The sequence below is a fragment of the Xanthomonas theicola genome (assembly GCF_014236795.1).
Taxonomy (GTDB): domain Bacteria; phylum Pseudomonadota; class Gammaproteobacteria; order Xanthomonadales; family Xanthomonadaceae; genus Xanthomonas_A; species Xanthomonas_A theicola.
Genome location: NZ_CP049017.1, coordinates 896,788 through 910,130, shown reverse-complemented (window position 1 = coordinate 910,130; position 13,343 = coordinate 896,788). Strand labels below are relative to the sequence as shown.

The 13,343-nt window shown below is 63.5% G+C and carries 12 protein-coding genes and 3 pseudogenes; 6 read left to right on the top strand and 9 right to left on the bottom strand.

The genetic code is table 11. The features are described from left to right. Positions 1-266: 266 nt before the first annotated feature. Positions 267-632 carry an ArsR/SmtB family transcription factor gene (locus G4Q83_RS04015; protein WP_246432274.1) on the top strand — a complete coding sequence of 122 codons (366 nt, stop codon included), beginning with the start codon at positions 267-269 and terminating at the stop codon, positions 630-632. A gap of 71 nt (positions 633-703) precedes the next feature. Here G4Q83_RS04015 and G4Q83_RS24210 read toward each other — a convergent pair. The 4 genes and pseudogenes from G4Q83_RS24210 to G4Q83_RS04000 all read right to left on the bottom strand — a co-directional run. Next, positions 704-820: pseudogene (locus tag G4Q83_RS24210) on the bottom strand (LysR family transcriptional regulator); the annotation flags it as partial. A gap of 44 nt (positions 821-864) precedes the next feature. Beyond that, on the bottom strand, positions 865-1,905 hold the full coding sequence (locus G4Q83_RS04010; RefSeq protein WP_211288279.1) for an MFS transporter: 1,041 nt from the start codon (positions 1,903-1,905) through the stop codon (positions 865-867). A 37-nt stretch (positions 1,906-1,942) separates the two neighbouring features. Beyond that, entirely contained in the window at positions 1,943-3,166 is a 1,224-nt protein-coding gene (locus G4Q83_RS04005) for an MFS transporter (RefSeq protein ID WP_128419800.1), read from the bottom strand. A 20-nt stretch (positions 3,167-3,186) separates the two neighbouring features. Next, positions 3,187-4,377: a serine hydrolase domain-containing protein gene (locus G4Q83_RS04000; protein WP_128419799.1), complete on the bottom strand. Its 1,191-nt coding sequence runs from the start codon at positions 4,375-4,377 to the stop codon at positions 3,187-3,189. Positions 4,378-4,499: 122 nt separating this feature from the next. Here G4Q83_RS04000 and G4Q83_RS03995 point away from each other — a divergent pair, with 122 nt between their 5' ends. Continuing rightward, positions 4,500-5,270: a LysR family transcriptional regulator gene (locus G4Q83_RS03995; protein ID WP_211288278.1), complete on the top strand. Its 771-nt coding sequence runs from the start codon at positions 4,500-4,502 to the stop codon at positions 5,268-5,270. Between the two features lie 53 nt (positions 5,271-5,323). Beyond that, complete coding sequence (locus G4Q83_RS03990; protein ID WP_185817191.1) at positions 5,324-6,307, top strand: IS5 family transposase; 984 nt, start codon at positions 5,324-5,326, stop codon at positions 6,305-6,307. 317 nt (positions 6,308-6,624) lie between these two features. Here the strand turns inward: G4Q83_RS03990 and G4Q83_RS03985 are convergent, their stop codons facing one another. Next, on the bottom strand, positions 6,625-6,852 hold the full coding sequence (locus tag G4Q83_RS03985) for a hypothetical protein (RefSeq protein ID WP_246432272.1): 228 nt from the start codon (positions 6,850-6,852) through the stop codon (positions 6,625-6,627). A 312-nt stretch (positions 6,853-7,164) separates the two neighbouring features. On the opposite strand from G4Q83_RS03985, the gene G4Q83_RS03980 reads away from it, so the two are divergent. After that, positions 7,165-7,812, top strand: coding sequence for a response regulator (locus G4Q83_RS03980; RefSeq protein ID WP_128421969.1), 648 nt, complete (start codon positions 7,165-7,167; stop codon positions 7,810-7,812). Between the two features lie 60 nt (positions 7,813-7,872). Here the strand turns inward: G4Q83_RS03980 and G4Q83_RS22955 are convergent. Beyond that, a pseudogene (locus G4Q83_RS22955) lies at positions 7,873-8,065 on the bottom strand (transposase); the annotation flags it as partial. A gap of 221 nt (positions 8,066-8,286) precedes the next feature. Beyond that, positions 8,287-9,085, bottom strand: a pseudogene (locus G4Q83_RS03970) (IS5 family transposase). 87 nt (positions 9,086-9,172) lie between these two features. On the opposite strand from G4Q83_RS03970, the gene G4Q83_RS03965 reads away from it, so the two are divergent. Both G4Q83_RS03965 and G4Q83_RS03960 read left to right on the top strand, forming a co-directional pair. After that, positions 9,173-9,979 (top strand): IS5 family transposase, encoded by an 807-nt coding sequence (locus G4Q83_RS03965; protein ID WP_185817193.1) that lies wholly within the window; start codon positions 9,173-9,175, stop codon positions 9,977-9,979. Positions 9,980-10,001: 22 nt separating this feature from the next. After that, on the top strand, positions 10,002-11,090 hold the full coding sequence (locus G4Q83_RS03960; RefSeq protein WP_185817342.1) for an IS630 family transposase: 1,089 nt from the start codon (positions 10,002-10,004) through the stop codon (positions 11,088-11,090). On the opposite strand, the gene G4Q83_RS03955 is transcribed toward G4Q83_RS03960, so the two are convergent. Together G4Q83_RS03955 and G4Q83_RS03950 are read right to left on the bottom strand one after the other, a co-directional pair. Further along, positions 11,078-11,884: an IS5 family transposase gene (locus G4Q83_RS03955; RefSeq protein ID WP_185817193.1), complete on the bottom strand. Its 807-nt coding sequence runs from the start codon at positions 11,882-11,884 to the stop codon at positions 11,078-11,080. The genes G4Q83_RS03960 and G4Q83_RS03955 overlap by 13 nt on opposite strands. Positions 11,885-12,044: 160 nt before the next feature. Beyond that, positions 12,045-13,028 (bottom strand): IS5 family transposase, encoded by a 984-nt coding sequence (locus G4Q83_RS03950; RefSeq protein ID WP_185817191.1) that lies wholly within the window; start codon positions 13,026-13,028, stop codon positions 12,045-12,047. Positions 13,029-13,343: the final 315 nt, after the last annotated feature.

Genomic DNA, 13,343 nt, shown 5'->3' with positions numbered 1-13,343 from the left:
TCCCAGGCCGGTACCGATCTGCGGCAGCGCCACGAACACGATGTTGATGTCCAGCGAGTAGATGAGTTGGGCGAAGGCCAGCAGCGCCAAGCTCCAGCCGAGCGAGCGGCGGACGCTGGCGGCGGACGGGACGGAAGTCATGCGCGATTCTCCAGGCAGAGAAGTTCGATACTACGGATACATACGTACTATAATTGTACGAGAACAACCGAACAATAGAGACGCGCCCGGCTTGGCAGAACATATGGTTTGTAAGTACTCGTACTGTGAAATACACTCGCTGGATGACGCCCAACCACCCTGACCGCGACCAGATTCGCCTGGAGAACGTGCTGACCGCGCTCGGCAATCCGCTGCGCCTGACCGTGATGCGCGTGCTTGCCGGCGGCGAGGAGCATGCGTGCAGCGCGGTGCTGCACGGCATTCCCAAATCGACGTTGACCCATCACTGGCGCGTGCTGCGCGACAGCGGTGTGATCTGGCAGCGGCCCTATGGCAGGGAAAACCTGCTGTCGCTGCGGCGGGTGGATCTGGATGCACGGTTTCCCGGCCTGCTCGACTCACTGCTGGGCGCGGTCCAGAACGACGGACTCACGCAAGAGGCGACAGCGAAGAACCTGCCGCAAAGGTGATGCATGTCTGCGTCACGGAAATCCGTTTGACGCGGGAGGTGCGGCAGTCGCCGCCCTTCCGATTTCACGACCAAGACTGCGATGACGCGCGATAGCGGCGACTGCTCGAAGTGCAGTGGCTCGGCCGCGCGGGCGAAATGCAGCTCTTCGGCGACGCCCAAGCAGCGGCGCAGATGGCGAAGCTCCATATCGGTCGGCTTCCAGAGGTGGCCGATTCGCTCATCGACTCGGCTCAAGGCTCCTGGGCTGTGCCTTGCCGATCGACCCACTGTCGCAGCGTCGCGACGCAGACCACGGCGGTCATGGTCGAGAGCACGGCCAGCACACCGAAGATGCCGTGGAAAGCCGAGGTGTAGGCATCATGTGCAAGCTTGATGATTGCCGCGTCCATCGCACTGACGCCGCCGGTGGAAAAACCATGCTTGGCGCTGGCTCCGATCCGGCTGGCGATTGCCGTGGCGCTTTGTGGGAGCGACAGCGAATCGGCCTGCGCTGCTGCGCGCAGGTTCGCGGCCGTCAAGCCGACCAACACAGCACCGATGGCGGCAATGGCGATGGCTTCTCCCGCCACGGGCATGGCGGTGAAGATGCCGGCCGCCATGCCTGCGCGCTCCTTGGGCACCACGCTGACCCACAAGGCATCCATCAAGCCCCACGGCAGGCCATTGCCGATGCCGATCAGCAGCATGGGGATCGCCATCGACCACAAGCTCCCCTCAGGGGACAGGCGCATCAACCTCCAGGCGCCGAGTGCGCAGACGAGGAAGCCGATGCCCGACAGCAGGCCGGCGAAACGTGCTGGGCCCTCCGCCCGGCCAGCAGCGGCACCACCAGCATCGGTGCGGTCGGCGGAAGGATCGCAAGGCCGGCCGTGAACACATCGCGTCCCTGGATGACGATGAACCAGACCAGCACATAGACAAGCGGAGCGATGAAGCTGAACCCGGTCGCCACCGCCACCGACACCTTCGGCGGCGCGCAGCAGATTGAGCAACAGCAGGTTCGGGGCCAGGCCGATCAACAGCGACGTGGCGATGAAAATCCAGGGCGCTGCCGCGAAGCAACGCTTGCGACCGATCTGGTCGCCGATGGCGCCCGCCGCCATGACGCAGACGCAGCCACCGAACGCGATGGCGTAGGCGTTGACGATCCACAGACCAAGGCGGATTGGTCTGCGCCCAGGTCGTGCCCGACGGCTAGCGTGGATATCGCCGGGCCGGTGAACACCAGGAGGAGGATCGCGCAGACGCAGATCGCCGCCAGCACCTTGCATCGGTCGTCCACGGCGACCGCCGAACGTGCCTTCTCCATCACAGCTCCGAGGCGCTTTGTCGATCCGGCGTCGCTGGGTTCGACCCGACCGCACCTACCGGGGCGGGAAAGCCATGCCGCCTGGCGGCCCACACCACCACCAGCGCTGCCGCCAGCAACCCCAGCAAGGCCGGTGCAAAGGCGCCGACGCCGAGGCGTTCGAGCAGCACGCCGCCGACGATGCCGCCACCGGCAATCGCCGTGTTCCAGGCGGTGACCAGCATGGATTGCGCGACATCCACGGCGTCTCCAGCCGTCTTGGCCAGTGCCGTCTGGAACAGCGTCGCCGACCCGCCGAAGGCCAGGCCCCAGGCGGCCACCGCCGCATACACCACGCCAGGCGCATCGCCCGCCACACCGAGCGCCAGCGCGGCCAGGCCGAACACGACCGTACTGGCGAGCGTCAGTACACGCAGGTGGCGGTCGATCAGCGCGCCAACGATCCAAATGCCCAGCAGGGACGAGACGCCGAACACCAGCAGGACCAGATCCGTCCGTTCGACCATGCCCGCCGCCGCCAGGAACGGTGCGATGTAGGTATAGAGGATGTTGTGCGCCAGCACGAAGGCCAGCACCACGAACAGCACCGGGCGCACGCCGGACACCGTAAACACGTTCCCCAGCGACAAGCGCTTGCCCGCCGCCTGTCCGGCGAAGTCCGGCAACTGGATGCGCACCCACAGCATCAGCACCAGCGCCAGTGCGCTCATGATGCCGAAGCACGTCCGCCAGCCCACCCAATTGCCGAGAAAGGTGCCGGCCGGCACGCCGAGCGACAGCGCCAATGGCGTGCCGACCATCGCAACGGCGATGGCCCGGCCCTTCTGGTGCTCGGGCACCATGCACGCGGCATAACCCGCCAGCAGCGCCCACAGCAGCCCGGCCGACACACCCGCCAGGAAGCGCGCCACCAGGGTCAGGGCATAGCTGCAGGAGAACGTGGTGACGGTATTGGCGACGACGAAGCCCGCGATGGCCGCCAGCAGCAGCGGGCGGCGACGCACGCCCTGCGTGGCGGCGGTGAGCGGAATGGCCGCCACCAGCGAACCGATGGCATAGATCGTGACGGTCTGGCCGACCCAGCCTTGCGACACCGCCAGGCCCTGTGCCATCTGCGGCAGCAGACCGGCCGGCAGCGCTTCGGTCAGGATGGTGATGAAGGCCGCCATGGCCAGCGCCAGCAGCGAGGCCAGCGGCAGGCGGTCATGGGCCGTGGCGCTCATCCGTGCAGTTGGGGGCGTCATCAGTGCACCTCCAGCGCGCCATAGACGGCATCGCGCAACTCGGTGACGAAGCGACCGGACATGCCTTCGTACAGCGTGTTGGTGAAGGCGACGACACTCAGGCCCCGCGCCCGGTCCACGAACCACGCGTGGCCGTAGGCGCCGCCCCAACCCCAGGCTCCTTCAGCGGCTGGCGTCGCGGCCCGTGCCCCATCTTGCAGGACGGCGAAGCCCAGACCGAAGCCGTAACCCGGCGCATCGGGCAGATCCCGTCCACCGGTCTGGTCGCGTCCCATGTCCTCGACCAGTGCGCCGGGTAGCAGCGTGCCGCCACCCTGGCGCAGGGTTTCCAGCAGACGCAGGAAGTCTCCGGCCGTGCCGGCCATGCCAGCGCCCCCCGACGGGAAGGCCTGGGAGTCGAAGATGCGGGCCGGGCTATAGGTGATGCCGACGGCGCCCTCGAAAGCCGAGACGGTCTCGCCCTCGGCCAGCGGATGCGGCTGCGGCACGTCGTTGACATACGCAGCGGCTACACGGTGCGCATCGTGGGCGACGAAACCGGTATCGGCCATGCCCAATGGGCCAGTCGCCAGCTGCCGCACCGCTTCGTCCAGCGGCGTGCCGTGGATGCGCTCGATCAGCGCGCCCAGCACGTCGGTCGCCAGCGAGTAACTCCAGGCCGTGCCCGGCGCGTACAGCAGCGGCACGCTGGCGAGGCGGCGCAGGTTCTCGGCCAGGGAGATGCCGGAGGCATCCATGCCATCGGAGACGCCGGCCCGCGCATAGAGACCGTTTGCGTCGGCCTCGAAGAAGCGGTAGCCCAGCCCCGCCGTATGGCTGAGCAGCTGCCGCGCCGTGATGCGCGCCTCGCGGCCATCGGCGAGCCGGGGCCGGAACCCGGGCAGCCAGCGCTCGATGCCCGCATCCAAATCGAGCAAGCCCTGGGCCACCAGTACCAGCGCCGCCGTGGAGACGATGGGCTTGCTGACGGAAGCCAGCCGGAACACTGTTTCCACGGTCATGGGCCGCGCGCTTTCCCGATCGGCGAAACCGGCGGCCTGCTGGTGGATCAGCGCGCCGTCGCGGGCGACCAGGACGACGGCACCGACCAGGCGCCGGTCGTCCAGTGCCTGCTGCACGACGGCTTGGAGACATGCGGGCAGGTGCGCGGGCGCAACACCTTGGCGCAGGGGGAATAGGGAACGCGTCATGGCAAGCGCCTCGATCCAATGGGCAATGCCCCGACGATAGAAACCTCTCGATTAAAAAAAAAGTAGGCTACAGTTCCTTGATGTGCGGAACGAAGCGTCCGTAATCGCGAGGAGCGCGGATCATGGACAGCCTGAATGGCTTCGTGGTGTTCGTGCAGGTCGCCGAGACGCGCCGTTTCGTCGCCGCTGGCCGGTTGCTGGGCGTGTCGGCTTCGGCCGTCGGCAAGCGCGTGGCGCGGCTGGAAGAGAAGCTGGGGGTGCGCCTGTTCCACCGCAGCACGCGCAGTGTCACGTTGACCGCCGAGGGCACGCTGTTCCTGGAGCGCAGCCGCCGCATCCTGGCCGAGATCGAGGCGGCGGAACGGGAGCTGTCGCAAGCCACCGCCGCACCGCGCGGGCGCCTGCGGGTGAGCCTGCCGCTGGTCAGCGCGCTGGTACTGCCGGTCCTCGGCGAGTTCATGCGCGAGTACCCCGAGATCGAGCTGGACCTGGACTTCACCGACCGCATGGTCGATGTGGTCGAGGAAGGCTTCGATGCCGTGGTGCGCACGGGCGAACCGGCCGACTCGCGCCTGTCGGCCCGTCGCCTGGGCACCTTCCAAATGCGGCTGGTGGCCTCGCCGGATTATCTGGCGCGCCGAGGTATACCCATGGCGCCTGCCGACCTGCGCCAGCACACTTGCCTGCACTATCGCTTTCCCAACAGTGACAAGCTGGAGACCTGGGCGCTGCGGCGAATGCCCGGCGAGCCGGAGTTGCAGCTGCCCACCTCGATGATCTGCAACAACATCCAGACGCGCGTGTGTTTTGCATTGCAGGGACTGGGGATCGCCTACCTGCCGGACTTCGCCATCCGCGAGCCCCTGGCCGATGGCCGGCTAGGGATGGTCTGAACAACTCCCTCTGATCCTGCGACAATCGTACAAAGCCCAACAGGACAACGACGATGCAATTGTCTTTCGGCGACGCGGAGTACAACGGCAAGCGCAAGCAGACGCGGCGCGAAAGGTTGCTGGCCGAGATGGATCAGGTGGTGCCGTGGAAAGACCTGCTGGCGCTGATCGCGCCGCACTATCCGAAGTCGGGCCATCCGGGCCGTCAGCCGTACCCGCTGGAGACAATGCTGCGCATCCACTTTCTGCAGCAGTGGTACGCACTGAGCGACCCGGGCGCGGAAGAAGCCTTGTACGACACGGCGTCGATGCGCCGTTTCGCCAGGATCGGCGGGTTGGATGAGGTGCCGGACGAGACCACGATCCTCAACTTCCGCCGGTTGCTGGAGACGCACGATCTGGCGCGCACGCTGTTCAACCGGGTCAACGCGCACCTATCGCGCAAGGGCCAGAGCCTGCGCGGCGGCACCATCGTGGACGCCACGATCATTGCCGCGCCCAGCTCGACCAAGAACAAGAACGGCGAGCGCGACCCGGAAATGCACCAGACCAAGAAGGGCAATCAGTACTACTTCGGGATGAAAGCGCACATCGGCGTGGACGATGAGTCCGGGCTGGTGCACCACTTGGAATGCACGGCGGCCAACGCCGCAGATATCACCCAGGCGCACAAGCTGCTGCACGGCAAGGAAGACACGGTATGCGGCGACAGCGGCTACACCGGGCTGGCCAAGCGCGAGGAGATGGCGAGCAAGCGCAAGCTGCGCTATCTGATCGCGGAGAAGCCCTCGAAGCTGAAGCAGATCAAGAGCAAGCGCGAATTGAAGTGGGCACAGCGCTGGGAGCACGCCAAGGCCAGCCTGAGGGCGAAGGTGGAGCATCCGTTCCGGGTGATCAAGCGCCAGTTTGGCTACGTCAAGGTGCGCTATCGCGGCCTGGCGAAGAACACGGCGCAAGTGCTGACGCTGTTTGCGCTGTCGAACCTGTGGCTGAAGCGAAAGCAGTTGCTGCCTGTCGTGGGGAGGGTGTGCCTGTAATCCGGGAAATACCCCGGAAATGCGCCGGAAACGGCGAAAAACCGAGGGTCTGAGCGCCGTGGGCGTGGTCGATATGGCTTGCCTCATCCTCCGACCGCGTTGATCAGACTATCCCTAGTGCCGATCCTGGCCAGGCATGTGCAGCGCACGGGCATGTTCCATGTGCTGTGGCCGGCGAGCAAGCCCCCCTCGCCGAAGGTACGGGCACTGGTGGATTTCCTATGTGCGAGGGTGTTCCCGGCCACGAAGAGCAAGACACCCACACCCAGAGGTCGACGCAGTCAGTAACGAGGCGTGGCCCATGCCGCCTCCTTGGCTCAATGGTCTCGAGCAGCCTTCGAGAGCATTGAGCCTGCGGCCGTCCCTGTTTTGACCAGCCAGCCGCTCCACACCGTCGGCAACAGGCCGATGCCCACCATGACCGCGCCGACCCACGGCGTTGCACCCAGGCCCAGGCGGGAGTCGGCGACCAGCCCGCCGATGAAGGCGCCCAGGGCGATGCCGGCATTGGCGGCCGACACGTTGATGGTGAAAGCGATGTCCACGTTGCCAGGCCGATGGCGTTGACAAGCAACTTCGCATCGCCATCGGCCCGTACCCAGAGATCAGCCTCAAGGAGGCGAGACTCCGCCGAAATGAGCCGCCGCGATTTCCTTGGAAACGTCAGGCAGGTCACTCATCCTGCGCGCCGAGCCTTGAGTAAGCTCGGCATGGTTGTTTCTCATGCTGGCAGCACGGTGCAGCCAACTGAGCGTGCCGTGAAATCGCCTAGTTTTGTCTACAAATTTCAGTTGCCCCGAACAGTTCACGCCGCTAGTCTGAACATGCGGTGTTCATTGGCGCTGGGGTTATACGAGATGGCCATCAGGGTTTTTCTGGTCGACGATCACGCTCTTGTTCGTACCGGCATGAAGCTGATCCTTTCCAATCAGACCGACATCGAAATCGTCGGTGAGGCCGAAAGCGGCGAGGCCGCGATGCCGCAGATCCGGCAATTGAAGCCGGACATCGTCCTCTGCGATCTGCACATGCCCGGCGTCAGCGGGCTCGAGGTCACCGAGCGCATCATCAAGGGCGATCACGGCACCAAGGTCATCATCGTGTCGGTGTTGGAAGACGGTCCGTTGCCCAAGCGTCTGCTCGAGGCCGGCGCATCCGGCTACGTGGGCAAGGCGGGCGACGCGCAGGAACTGTTGCGTGCGGTACGCGACGTGGCGATGGGCAAGCGCTACCTCGGCGCCAATATCGCGCAGAACCTTGCGCTGGCGAACTTGGAAGGTGGCGGTTCGCCGTTCGACGCTTTGTCCCCGCGCGAACTGGAAGTTGCGCTGTTGCTGACCCGCGGGCTGCGCCAAGAGGACATCGCCAAGCGCTTGAGCCTTAGTGCCAAGACGGTCAATACGCACAAGGCGCGGCTGTTCGAGAAGGTCGGCATCCACGACAACATCGCACTGGCCCGGCTGGCAACCCAGTACGGTCTGCTGGATCCGGCGCATCCTCTGTAGTCCACCCACCCACGCTGCGCGGTGCAAAAAAATCGGCCTGAGCGCGGTCGCTTTTTTGGTTCATCTCCCAATTCCGGGGAAGGCGGCGCGGATCTTGAGGAAGAAGTAGGCGTCATCGCGGTAGCCGTAGGCATTGCGCTGGATGACCCGGATCTTGTTGTTCAGCCTTTCCACCAGACCGAGACCGACCTTAGTTGTCCGGATGGCAGTAGGCGGCGATGCCGTCCCAATGCCGCTCGATCCTTTTCACGAATTGGCCGCCAGCAGCTTGGCAAGCCCCTGGCCGCCGTCCAGTGTCAGCTTCGCCCGGTTGACAGCAGGGCGTAGCGCTGGCCCTTGGCGCACCTGCTCTGCCATGACAGCTTGGACAGGTTCTTGACCATGCTGTCGTGCAGGCGCTAGTGTTGTGTCTCACAAATAATATGAACTATGTAGCAACTTGGCTGTCGAAGTGTTTTCCGTGTAAGAACCTGTTCACGATCTTTTGAGTAGTAGTGTCAGGCATGCCAGGTGGATGAACTGCAAGCTGGTGTTGAGCTTGCGCTCGCAGTTCTTCCATAGCCTTCGGTTCTTTTCCAGCCACGCAAAGCTGCGTTCGACGATCCAGCGCTTGGGCATGACCTTGAAGGTGTGCAGTTCGCTGCGTTTGGCGATCTGCACCGTGACTTGCTTGCCCAGGATCTCTCGTACGCCTTCGGCGAACGGTTCTGCGGTATAGCCGCTATCGCACAACAGGCTTTGCACGTGTCCCAGGTTCGGCTTGCAACGATCCAGGGATTGGAGCGCGCCTTTGCGGTCGGTCACTTCCGCCGTCGTCACCGCGACCGCATGCGGCAGGCCTTGGGTATCGACGGCGATGCGACGCTTGATCCCCGAGACCTTCTTGCCCGCGTCATAACCCTTCTGGCCAGCCGTGTCCGTGTTCTTCACGCTCTGTGCGTCCACGATCAAGAACGTGCTGCAAGCGTTGCGCCCCTGTCTCTGGCGGGCCGCGCCACCCTGATTTTTTGAGCGCCCGCTCCAGCAGGCTCACTCCTTCATCGTCTGGTTCGCTCCACTTGGCAAAGTAGCAGTGCACGGTGCGCCACTTCGGGAAGTCGCTGGGCAGCGCTGGCCACTGACAGCCGGTGCGCAGCAGGTACAGCACCGCGCACCACACGTCCTACAGATCCACGGTCCGTGGCTTGGTACGCTTGCGCGCCTGCTCCAGAATGGGGCGGATCTGCTCGAACCGCTCCCGGCTCATGGCACTCGGATACGTCTTTGTGCGCATCCGCAGAGTTTGCACTACCCGGGAAAGATCGTGAACAGGTTCTAGAGCGTGTTATGAACTTTGAGTCGATCCGGCTATCGTAGCGGGATGCAGAGCAAACGCCCATATCCGACCGACATTTCCGACGAAGAGTGGGCGTTCGCAGCGCCTTACCTGAGCCTGATGACCGAGCACGCTCCGCAGCGCAAGTACGAGCTGCGGGCAATGTTCAATGCGCTGCGCTGGATGGCACGTGCTGGAGCGCCATGGCGCCTTTTGCCCAAGGACTTCCCGCCATGGGAAGCGGTCTACCAACAGACACAACGCTGGCTGCAGGCGGGCTGCTTTGAAGCCATGGTCAACGACCTGCGTTCCATCCTGCGTGTTGCCCAAGGCAGACATGGCCAACCCAGTGCTGTCATCCTGGACGGGCGGACGCTGCAATCCACCTGCGAGAGCGGCACACGTGCAGGCTACGACGGCTATAAGCGCAAGAAGGGCAGCAAGGTGCATATGGCGGTGGACACGCTCGGATATTTGCTTGCAGTGCAAGTCACACCTGCCGACGAGCAAGAACGCGCTCAGGTGCGCTCGCTGGCGCAAGAGGTGCAACATGTCACGGGCGATACGGTAAAACTGGCGTTCGTGGATCAAGGCTACACCGGGCAGGAGCCGGCGCAAGCCGCGCAGGCAGAAGGAATCGAACTGCACGTGGTGAAACTTCCCGAAGCCAAGAAAGGATTCGTCTTGCTTCCTCGGCGCTGGGTCGTCGAACGCAGCTTCGGCTGGGTCAACCGATTCCGACGATTGGCACGCGACTATGAGCGCTTGCCGGAAACCTTGGCTGGCTTGCACTTCGTCGTCTTCACCGTGCTCATGCTCAGCAACGCCGCTACCATCCTTCAAAGTTCATAACACGCTCTAAGAGACGATAGCGATGGCTCGCACAGGACGCCCCGTCACGAAGCTGCAGATCACTGATGCCGAGTGCGCGGAACTGAAGGGCCGCCTGCGAATACGCAAGGCGCCGGAGGACGAGAAACCACGCATGCGGATCGTGTTGGGTTGCGCAGCAGGGGAGTCGGGAAACGTGATCGCTGAGCGCTTGCAGACCACGATCCAGACGGTATCCAAGTGGAGGCGACGCTACGAGGCCTACCGATTGGCCGGGCTGACGGATGCTCCGCGTACAGGACGTCCGCGCAGCGTAGACGATGAACAGGTCCAGCAGATTGTGGACAAGGTCCGCCAGAGCGCGCCAGCAAACGCCACGCATTGGAGCGTGCGCCAAATGAGCCGGCAGACCGGCGTTTCGCCAGCCACGGTGCAACGCATCTGGCATGCCTTCGGTCTCAAGCCGCACTTGCAAGAGACCTTCAAACTGTCCACGGATCCGCATTGCGTGGACAAGGGGCGTGATGTGGTGGGGCTGTACCTGGCTCCGCCGGACCGTGCGCTGGTGTTGTGCGTCGATGAGAAGAGCCAGATCCCGGCGCTCAACCGCACCCAGCCCGGCTTGCCGCTGAGCTTTGGCAAGCCGGCCACGCGCCCCCATGACTACCGGCGTCATGGGACGACCTCGCTATTTGCAGCATTGGATGTAGCCACCGGCAAGGTCATCGGACAGCTCAAGCCCCGCCACCGCAGCGTGGAATGTCTCCGGTTCCTGAAAACCATCGAGGCCACTGTGCCGGGCAAGCAGGAGATCCATTTGATCATGGACAACTACGGTACGCACAACACGGAGAAGGTCGGTGCCTGGTTGGCGGCCCATCCCCGCTACCACGTCCACTTCACTCCGACCTCGGCCTCATGGCTCAACCTGGTCGAGCGCTTCTTCAGTCAGCTCAGTGAGCAGTGGATCAAGCGTGGCGCCCACACCCGCGTCAACGATTTGGAGCAGGCCATCAAAGACTACATCGACCGCCACAACGAGAATCCGAAGCCTTTTGTCTGGCACAAGAGTGCTGATTCTATTATCACCCGCGTCGCATGGGCGGCCACTAGAGCGTGTTATGAACTTTGAAGGATGGTAGCGGCGTTGCTGAGCATGAGCACGGTGAAGACGACGAAGTGCAAGCCAGCCAAGGTTTCCGGCAAGCGCTCATAGTCGCGTGCCAATCGTCGGAATCGGTTGACCCAGCCGAAGCTGCGTTCGACGACCCAGCGCCGAGGAAGCAAGACGAATCCTTTCTTGGCTTCGGGAAGTTTCACCACGTGCAGTTCGATTCCTTCTGCCTGCGCGGCTTGCGCCGGCTCCTGCCCGGTGTAGCCTTGATCCACGAACGCCAGTTTTACCGTATCGCCCGTGACATGTTGCACCTCTTGCGCCAGCGAGCGCACCTGAGCGCGTTCTTGCTCGTCGGCAGGTGTGACTTGCACTGCAAGCAAATATCCGAGCGTGTCCACCGCCATATGCACCTTGCTGCCCTTCTTGCGCTTATAGCCGTCGTAGCCTGCACGTGTGCCGCTCTCGCAGGTGGATTGCAGCGTCCGCCCGTCCAGGATGACAGCACTGGGTTGGCCATGTCTGCCTTGGGCAACACGCAGGATGGAACGCAGGTCGTTGACCATGGCTTCAAAGCAGCCCGCCTGCAGCCAGCGTTGTGTCTGTTGGTAGACCGCTTCCCATGGCGGGAAGTCCTTGGGCAAAAGGCGCCATGGCGCTCCAGCACGTGCCATCCAGCGCAGCGCATTGAACATTGCCCGCAGCTCGTACTTGCGCTGCGGAGCGTGCTCGGTCATCAGGCTCAGGTAAGGCGCTGCGAACGCCCACTCTTCGTCGGAAATGTCGGTCGGATATGGGCGTTTGCTCTGCATCCCGCTACGATAGCCGGATCGACTCAAAGTTCATAACACGCTCTAAGGATAGTCTGATCAACGCGGTCGGAGGATGAGGCAAGCCATATCGACCACGCCCACGGCGCTCAGACCCTCGGTTTTTCGCCGTTTCCGGCGCATTTCCGGGGTATTTCCCGGATTACAGGCACACCCTCCCCACGACAGGCAGCAACTGCTTTCGCTTCAGCCACAGGTTCGACAGCGCAAACAGCGTCAGCACTTGCGCCGTGTTCTTCGCCAGGCCGCGATAGCGCACCTTGACGTAGCCAAACTGGCGCTTGATCACCCGGAACGGATGCTCCACCTTCGCCCTCAGGCTGGCCTTGGCGTGCTCCCAGCGCTGTGCCCACTTCAATTCGCGCTTGCTCTTGATCTGCTTCAGCTTCGAGGGCTTCTCCGCGATCAGATAGCGCAGCTTGCGCTTGCTCGCCATCTCCTCGCGCTTGGCCAGCCCGGTGTAGCCGCTGTCGCCGCATACCGTGTCTTCCTTGCCGTGCAGCAGCTTGTGCGCCTGGGTGATATCTGCGGCGTTGGCCGCCGTGCATTCCAAGTGGTGCACCAGCCCGGACTCATCGTCCACGCCGATGTGCGCTTTCATCCCGAAGTAGTACTGATTGCCCTTCTTGGTCTGGTGCATTTCCGGGTCGCGCTCGCCGTTCTTGTTCTTGGTCGAGCTGGGCGCGGCAATGATCGTGGCGTCCACGATGGTGCCGCCGCGCAGGCTCTGGCCCTTGCGCGATAGGTGCGCGTTGACCCGGTTGAACAGCGTGCGCGCCAGATCGTGCGTCTCCAGCAACCGGCGGAAGTTGAGGATCGTGGTCTCGTCCGGCACCTCATCCAACCCGCCGATCCTGGCGAAACGGCGCATCGACGCCGTGTCGTACAAGGCTTCTTCCGCGCCCGGGTCGCTCAGTGCGTACCACTGCTGCAGAAAGTGGATGCGCAGCATTGTCTCCAGCGGGTACGGCTGACGGCCCGGATGGCCCGACTTCGGATAGTGCGGCGCGATCAGCGCCAGCAGGTCTTTCCACGGCACCACCTGATCCATCTCGGCCAGCAACCTTTCGCGCCGCGTCTGCTTGCGCTTGCCGTTGTACTCCGCGTCGCCGAAAGACAATTGCATCGTCGTTGTCCTGTTGGGCTTTGTACGATTGTCGCAGGATCAGAGGGAGTTGTTCAGACCATCCCTAAACTTAGTTAATATTATTTGTGAGACACCACATTAGCAGGCTGCTGAAATACTGGTCGACCGCCCTAGAAAGTCAATGACTTGCCATGCAAGTCATTGACCTTTCGTTTGGCGTGCGTCATTTTGGGCGGGAAACGTATCAAAATTCACCCCGGAAATAAGTATTTCAGCAGCCTGCTGCTAGACGCTCCTGCGCCGTGCAGGCGTTTGCGGCAGAATCGGCGTTCGCCTTGCACATCGCCGAACGAG